At 58.7% G+C, this 7,392-nt stretch carries 7 protein-coding genes; 4 read left to right on the top strand and 3 right to left on the bottom strand.

The window, feature by feature from the left end:
• Nucleotides 1-2: 2 nt before the first annotated feature.
• Complete coding sequence (folK, locus tag QK293_RS23105) at nucleotides 3-521, bottom strand: 2-amino-4-hydroxy-6-hydroxymethyldihydropteridine diphosphokinase (protein ID WP_282381452.1); 519 nt, start codon at nucleotides 519-521, stop codon at nucleotides 3-5.
• Nucleotides 512-868, bottom strand: coding sequence for a dihydroneopterin aldolase (gene folB, locus QK293_RS23100; RefSeq protein WP_282381450.1), 357 nt, complete (start codon nucleotides 866-868; stop codon nucleotides 512-514). The genes folK and folB overlap by 10 nt, the downstream gene beginning before the upstream one ends.
• A gap of 74 nt (nucleotides 869-942) precedes the next feature.
• Between folB and plsY the strand changes: the two genes are divergently transcribed.
• A complete protein-coding gene (gene plsY, locus QK293_RS23095; RefSeq protein WP_282381447.1) occupies nucleotides 943-1,512 on the top strand; it encodes a glycerol-3-phosphate 1-O-acyltransferase PlsY in 570 nt (189 codons plus the stop codon).
• A gap of 35 nt (nucleotides 1,513-1,547) precedes the next feature.
• Here plsY and tsaD read toward each other — a convergent pair whose 3' ends face one another.
• Nucleotides 1,548-2,573, bottom strand: coding sequence for a tRNA (adenosine(37)-N6)-threonylcarbamoyltransferase complex transferase subunit TsaD (tsaD, locus tag QK293_RS23090; protein ID WP_282381444.1), 1,026 nt, complete (start codon nucleotides 2,571-2,573; stop codon nucleotides 1,548-1,550).
• 199 nt (nucleotides 2,574-2,772) lie between these two features.
• On the opposite strand from tsaD, the gene rpsU reads away from it, so the two are divergent.
• The 3 genes from rpsU to rpoD all read left to right on the top strand — a co-directional run bounded on the left by rpsU (nucleotide 2,773) and on the right by rpoD (nucleotide 7,368).
• Nucleotides 2,773-2,988: a 30S ribosomal protein S21 gene (gene rpsU / locus QK293_RS23085; RefSeq protein WP_002551877.1), complete on the top strand. Its 216-nt coding sequence runs from the start codon at nucleotides 2,773-2,775 to the stop codon at nucleotides 2,986-2,988.
• A gap of 482 nt (nucleotides 2,989-3,470) precedes the next feature.
• Entirely contained in the window at nucleotides 3,471-5,450 is a 1,980-nt protein-coding gene (gene dnaG, locus QK293_RS23080) for a DNA primase (protein WP_282381440.1), read from the top strand.
• 67 nt (nucleotides 5,451-5,517) lie between these two features.
• Nucleotides 5,518-7,368, top strand: a complete 1,851-nt coding sequence (gene rpoD, locus QK293_RS23075) for an RNA polymerase sigma factor RpoD (protein ID WP_282381437.1) — start codon at nucleotides 5,518-5,520, stop codon at nucleotides 7,366-7,368.
• Nucleotides 7,369-7,392 lie beyond the last annotated feature (24 nt).

Genomic DNA, 7,392 nt, shown 5'->3' with positions numbered 1-7,392 from the left:
GGTCAACGCAGATTTGAAGGGGTCAATTGTTCACCGCGCCACTCAAACGCCACCGGCGCCAACACCTGATCAATCTGCGCCTCGCGCCACAACATAGCGAAGCTTTTACCTACCCCCGGATGCACTCGATCCGGTGCAATCAGCGACAACGGCCACAGCACGAAGGCATTTTTCAGAATTTCTGCCCGCGGCAAAATCAAACCATCAAAGTTGCCCACCAGATCGCCGAACAGCAGCACGTCGATATCCAGCGGCAAACCCTTGCGGTCCGGTGCATAACGGCCGTTGTCCGCCTCGATGAATTTCAACCGGCGATCCAGTTCCATCAGCGGTAAATCGGTAAACGCCGACACCACAAAATTGAAGAACGGCCCGCTCTTGATCCCCACCGGCTGGCTTTCGAACACCGCCGAGCAGCGTATATCCACCATGAAACCTGCCAAGGCTTCCAGGCCAGCCTGCAAATGGGATTCACGCTCGATATTGCTCCCGAGCCCGAGATACACCTGAGTCAGCGACATCCGCGCTCGATCTCCACGCCCACACCACCCGTGGCAGCCGGGATCGCACCTGGCTTAGTCAGTTTGAGGCGCATCCAGGTGATCTTGAATTCGCTCATCAGCACTTCAGCCAGACGTTCGGCGAAGGTCTCGACCAGCTGGAACTGCGCCTGCTCGGAAAAAGCCTGGATGCGCGACGAAACGCTCGCATAATCGAGCGCCAGCGTCAGGTCATCACCGGCGGCGGCTGGGCGATTATCCCAAGCGAAGCTCAGATCAAGACGCAAGCACTGTCGGATGCCTCGCTCCCAGTCGTAGGCACCAATCACGGTGTCGACTTCCAGGCCCTCGATAAACACTCTGTCCAAGCACTTTTCTCCGCTGCACGACAAGGGCGCATTGCGCCGTTAGAATCAGGGCGTCCTCGCCCGGAATAGTTAGCATGTTTTGGTTATTGGCGATCCTCGCCTACCTGCTCGGCTCTCTGTCCTTCGCCATTTTGCTCAGCCGCCTGACCGGTAACCCCGATCCGCGAATGAGTGGCTCGGGCAATGCCGGCGCCACCAACATGTTGCGCCTGGCCGGCAAGAAACTTGCCGTCCTGACCTTGCTCGGCGACCTCTGCAAAGGCCTGCTGCCGGTGCTGATCGCAGGCATCGCGGGCCTTTCGCTGCAAGAACAGGCCTGGATCGGCGTCAGCGCCGTCATCGGCCACCTGTTCCCGCTGTACTTTCGCTTTCGCGGTGGCAAGGGTGTCGCCACCGCTGCCGGCATGCTGCTGGGCCTCTACCCGCCTGCTGCACTGCTGGCGGTCTGCGCCTGGCTGCTGACGTTCTACCTGACCCGCACCAGCTCACTGGCCGCATTGATCGCCACACCGCTGACCCTGCCGCTGCTGGCCTGGCAAGAACCGGCGGCACTGCTGCCCATGAGCGCACTCACGGGACTGATCGTCTGGCGCCATCGCGGCAATCTACGCGACCTGTTTGCCGGGCGCGAACGGCATTTTTAAATACCGGGCATGAGCGCCGCTCATCCCGCACGTCATCACAGTGCCGACAATTGCTCCATCGGCCAACGCGCCTGCACGCTGATCGCCAGGCTTTCGTGCTGACCGGCCTGCAAGCGCTGGCAGCCGGCAAACGCGATCATCGCGCCGTTGTCGGTGCAGAACTCCGGACGGGCATAAAACACATCGCCCTTCATGTCGCCGAGCATTTTTTCCAGTGAAGTGCGCAGTGCCTTGTTGGCGCTGACGCCGCCAGCGATCACCAGACGCTTCATGCCCGCCTGTTTCAGGGCACGCTTGCACTTGATGGTCAAAGTCTCCACCACGGCCTGCTGGAACGCCAGCGAGATGTCGCAACGGGCTTGCTCGCTGTCGTCCCCGGCGCTGACGCTTTGCTGCCAGGTGTTCAGGGCGAAGGTTTTCAAGCCACTGAAGCTGAAAGCCAGCCCTGGACGGTCGCACATCGGGCGCGGAAAGACGAAACGCCCTGCAACCCCTTGCTCCGCGAGGCGCGCGATTTCCGGGCCACCCGGATAATTGAGGCCCATCATCTTCGCGGTCTTGTCAAAAGCCTCACCGGCGGCATCGTCGAGGGTCTCGCCCAAGAGCGTGTATTGACCGATCCCGTCGACCTGAACCAGCTGCGTATGACCGCCCGACACCAACAAAGCGACGAACGGGAATTGCGGTGGTTGCGGCTCCAGCATGGGCGCCAGCAGGTGACCTTCCATGTGGTGCACACCCAGCGCCGGAATGCCCCAGGCGAAGGCCAGCGCCTGCGCGCAGGAGGCGCCCACCAGCAAGGCACCGACCAGGCCAGGACCCGCGGTATAAGCGATGGCGTCGATCTCGGTCGGCACACAGTCAGCTTCGGCCAACACCTGACGAATCAAGGGCAGCATGCGTTTGACGTGGTCACGCGAGGCCAGCTCCGGCACTACCCCGCCATAGGCGCGGTGCAGGTCGATCTGGCTGAACAGCGCGTCGGCCAGCAGGCCGCGTTCACTGTCATATAATGCGACACCGGTTTCGTCGCAGGAGGTTTCTAATCCCAGTACTAGCATGGGTTTGCGCCTTGTTTAGGCTAAGTTCGAAGGCGCGCATAATAGTCGCCATGGGATGCCCCGACTAGCGGTTTTCGATCAGAGGCTTTGCATTCCGAGCGATGAGGGGTTAACATCCGCAACCCTTAAAAACCGACGTCTTCAAGTGCTCTTTTGCCACGAGGATGTTGACCCCGGTAATGAATGAAGGTAGCTCTGGATGCCAGCCGTCAAAGTAAAAGAGAACGAACCCTTCGACGTAGCTCTGCGTCGTTTCAAGCGCTCCTGCGAAAAAGCCGGTGTACTGGCTGAAGTTCGTAGCCGCGAATTCTACGAGAAGCCTACTTCTGAGCGTAAGCGCAAAGCAGCAGCCGCTGTTAAGCGTCACGCCAAGAAAGTTCAGCGCGAACAGCGCCGCGCCGTTCGTCTGTACTAATACACAGACGTTCGTAGCAAGCTTCTGCCAAGCCCGGCCCTCAGCCGGGCTAATGGCATTTGCGGACAACGCTCGATGCTTCACCGTCAAAGCCGCACACGCGACCGAGACAAATCTGCTTCACAGCGTCAGACCTGGCTCTTTTGCCAGCAGTGCACGTCTTTTCTGACGAGCCTTCCAAGGCTACTGACGAGCACACCCACTGATTCCTCTAACGACGATCAGCCCAAGGCACCTTCTTGCGTGCCAGCTTATGAGCTATCCGAGGCCATCGACAGGCCGCAGCCGGATTCAGCGCAACACTTTCAAATAGTCGAATACTGATTGGTACTAACGTCAGTGGATTTTCGGCAGATACACTTCCCGACAGCGATTACGCAGACGACACTGGTCGAGCCGCATATTTTGCGCGCCTCAAACAACGACCCGCGCTCAGCCGCTCTTCGTTTCGGATTCATTGCAGCGCAGATGACGAGAACGCCATGGCCGGGCTAATTCCCCAGAGCTTCATTGACGACCTTCTGAACCGCACCGACATCGTCGATGTGGTCAGCTCGCGCTTGCAGATGAAAAAGGCTGGCAAGAATTACACCGCCTGCTGCCCGTTTCACAAAGAGAAAACCCCCTCCTTCAGCGTCAGCCCCGACAAGCAGTTTTATTATTGCTTTGGCTGCGGCGCTGGCGGCAACGCCCTCGGCTTCATGATGGACCACGACAACCTGGATTTCGTCCAGGCTGTCGAAGAACTGGCCAAAGCCGCCGGAATGGAAATCCCCCGCGAAGAAAGCGGACGGCCGCACAAACCGCGGCAGCCGACCGATTCGCCGCTCTACCCGCTGCTCACCGCCGCCGCCGACTTTTACCGCCAGGCCCTGAAAAGCCATCCGTCGCGCAAAGCAGCTGTGGATTATTTGAAAGGACGCGGGCTGACCGGCGAGATCGCCCGGGACTTCGGCCTCGGTTTCGCCCCGCCCGGCTGGGACAACCTGTTCAAGCACTTGAGCAGCGATACCCTGCAACAAAAAGCCATGATCGATGCTGGTCTGCTGATCGAGAATGCCGAAACCGGCAAACGCTATGACCGCTTCCGCGATCGCGTGATGTTCCCGATCCGTGACAGCCGCGGACGAATCATCGCTTTCGGCGGCCGGGTATTGGGCGACGACAAACCGAAATACCTGAACTCACCGGAAACCCCGGTTTTCCATAAAGGCCAGGAGCTCTACGGCCTTTATGAAGCGCGCAAGAACAACCGCAACCTCGACGAAATCATCGTCGTCGAAGGCTACATGGATGTTATCGCCCTCGCACAGCAAGGCCTGCGCAATGCTGTCGCGACCTTGGGCACCGCCACCAGCGAAGAACACTTGAAGCGGCTGTTTCGCGTCGTGCCCAACGTGCTGTTCTGTTTCGACGGAGATCAGGCAGGCAGAAATGCCGCCTGGCGGGCATTGGAGGCGGCACTGCCGAGCTTGCAGGATGGGCGGCGCGCACGCTTTCTGTTCCTGCCCGAGGGCGAAGACCCGGACACACTGGTCCGCTCCGAAGGCACTGACGCCTTCCGCGCACGGATTAACCAGCACGCCCAACCGTTAGCGGATTATTTTTTTCAACAGCTGACCGAGGAATCAGACCCACGCTCGCTCGAAGGCAAGGCCCACATGGCCACCCTCGCCGCGCCGCTGATCGACAAAGTCCCGGGCGCCAACCTGCGAATCCTGATGCGTCAGCGCCTGACCGAAATTACCGGGCTCAGCGGTGAGGCCGTGAGCCAACTGGTGCACAGCGCGCCTCAGGAAGCGCCACCGGCTTACGATCCGGGTATCGATTACGACGCCATGTCGGATTACAGCGATTACCATCAGCCGCAGGCACAAGAGATGTACGGGCCGCAGCAGGACTGGACGCCGAAGAAACCCGGTGCGGGCGGCAAGAAGTGGGACAAGAAACCGTGGGACAAGAACGGTAAACGTGGCGGTGATCGCGACCAACACAGCGCCCCACGCACACCGATTGCAGTCGAAGCCCCAACGCTGATAGCGCTGCGCACCCTCATTCATCATCCGGAGCTGGCGGGCAAGGTAGAAACCGCCGATCACTTCGCGAATGAGAGCAACACGTACGCGCAACTGCTGGTAGCCCTCATCGGGGCCGTGCAGAAAAATCCTAAGCTAAACTCTATCCAGCTAATGGCGCGCTGGCATGGGACTGAACAGGGGCGCCTGCTTAAGGCTTTAGCGGAAAAGGAGTGGCTGATTGAAGGCGACAACCTTGAACAACAGTTTTTAGACACCATTACTAGGTTATCGGCAAGTCAACACACAGATAGCCTGGAAGTACTTATCAGAAAAGCAAGGCAGCCAGGATTGACTGCGGAGGAAGCAATTCAGATCGCAAATCAGATGCGCGACCTATTAAAACGCAATATGGCTGTATCAGACCCGACCTCAACTGGCGCGTGAGGTCATAGCTCAGGTATAATCCTCGGCTTGTTTTTTGCCCGCCAAGACCTTCAGTGGATAGGGTGTTATGTCCGGAAAAGCGCAACAGCAGTCTCGTATCAAAGAGTTGATCACACTTGGTCGTGAGCAGGGCTACCTGACTTACGCGGAGGTCAACGACCACCTGCCGGAGGATATTTCAGATCCGGAACAGGTGGAAGACATCATCCGCATGATCAATGACATGGGGATCAACGTATTCGAGGTTGCGCCAGATAAGGATTCCCTTATGCTGGCCGACGCCGATACCGACGAAGCCGCGGCCGAAGAGGCAGCGGCAGCGTTGGCAGCGGTCGAGACCGACATTGGTCGCACCACCGACCCAGTGCGCATGTACATGCGTGAAATGGGTACGGTAGAGCTCCTCACACGTGAAGGCGAAATCGAAATCGCCAAACGTATTGAAGAGGGCATCCGTGAAGTGATGGGCGCAATCGCGCACTTCCCTGGCACGGTTGACCATATTCTCTCCGAGTACACTCGCGTCACCACCGAAGGTGGCCGCCTGTCCGACGTCCTGAGCGGTTATATCGACCCGGACGACGGCATTGCGCCGCCTGCAGCGGAAGTGCCACCGCCTGTCGATCCGAAAGCCGTGAAAGCGGACGACGACACCGAAGACGATGACGCCGAAGCGACGACTGATGACGAAGAAGAAGCCGAAAGCGGTCCGGATCCGGTCATCGCTGCACAGCGCTTTGGTGCTGTCTCCGATCAGATGGAAGTCACCCGCAAGGCGCTGAAAAAGCACGGCCGTGGCAACAAGCTGGCAATTGCCGAGCTGGTGCTCCTGGCTGAGCTGTTCATGCCGATCAAACTGGTTCCGAAGCAATTCGAAGGCCTGGTCGAGCGTGTTCGCAGTGCCCTGGATCGTCTGCGTCAGCAAGAGCGCGCGATCATGCAACTGTGCGTTCGTGATGCTCGTATGCCGCGTGCCGACTTCCTGCGCCAGTTCCCGGGCAATGAAGTCGACGAAAGCTGGACCGACGCACTGGCCAAAGGCAAAAGCAAATACGCTGAAGCCATTGGTCGCCTGCAACCGGACATCATTCGTTGCCAGCAGAAGCTGACCGCGCTGCAAACCGAAACTGGTTTGACGATCGCCGAGATCAAGGACATCAACCGTCGCATGTCGATCGGTGAGGCCAAGGCCCGCCGCGCGAAGAAAGAGATGGTAGAAGCGAACTTGCGTCTGGTGATCTCCATCGCCAAGAAGTACACCAACCGTGGTCTGCAATTCCTCGATCTGATCCAGGAAGGCAACATCGGCTTGATGAAAGCGGTAGACAAGTTCGAATACCGTCGTGGCTACAAATTCTCGACTTATGCCACCTGGTGGATCCGTCAGGCGATCACTCGCTCGATCGCCGACCAGGCCCGCACCATCCGTATTCCGGTGCACATGATCGAGACGATCAACAAGCTCAACCGCATTTCTCGCCAGATGTTGCAGGAAATGGGTCGCGAACCGACCCCGGAAGAGCTGGGCGAACGCATGGAGATGCCTGAGGACAAAATCCGCAAGGTATTGAAGATCGCTAAAGAGCCGATCTCCATGGAAACCCCGATCGGTGATGACGAAGACTCCCACCTGGGTGACTTCATCGAAGACTCGACCATGCAGTCGCCAATCGATGTCGCCACCGTTGAGAGCCTTAAAGAAGCGACTCGCGAAGTTCTGTCCGGCCTCACTGCCCGTGAAGCCAAGGTTCTGCGCATGCGCTTCGGTATCGACATGAATACCGACCACACCCTCGAGGAAGTTGGTAAGCAGTTCGACGTGACCCGTGAACGGATTCGTCAGATCGAAGCCAAGGCGTTGCGCAAGCTGCGCCACCCGACGAGAAGCGAGCATTTGCGCTCCTTCCTCGACGAGTAATAACTAAACCCCCGGCCCAGGCCG

It is taken from the genome of Pseudomonas sp. AL03 (assembly GCF_029960815.1).
Lineage (GTDB): Bacteria > Pseudomonadota > Gammaproteobacteria > Pseudomonadales > Pseudomonadaceae > Aquipseudomonas.
Note: the sequence above shows the minus strand (reverse complement) of the source record. Positions and strands in the feature narration are given on the sequence as shown.

Excerpts from the sequence above, each read along its gene's own strand:
- folK (WP_282381452.1), bottom strand. The coding sequence starts at position 521 with ATGTCGCTGACTCAGGTGTATCTCGGGCTCGGGAGCAATATCGAGCGT.
- plsY (WP_282381447.1), top strand. The coding sequence starts at position 943 with ATGTTTTGGTTATTGGCGATCCTCGCCTACCTGCTCGGCTCTCTGTCC.
- tsaD (WP_282381444.1), bottom strand. The coding sequence starts at position 2,573 with ATGCTAGTACTGGGATTAGAAACCTCCTGCGACGAAACCGGTGTCGCA.
- rpsU (WP_002551877.1), top strand. The coding sequence starts at position 2,773 with ATGCCAGCCGTCAAAGTAAAAGAGAACGAACCCTTCGACGTAGCTCTG.
- dnaG (WP_282381440.1), top strand. The coding sequence starts at position 3,471 with ATGGCCGGGCTAATTCCCCAGAGCTTCATTGACGACCTTCTGAACCGC.
- rpoD (WP_282381437.1), top strand. The coding sequence starts at position 5,518 with ATGTCCGGAAAAGCGCAACAGCAGTCTCGTATCAAAGAGTTGATCACA.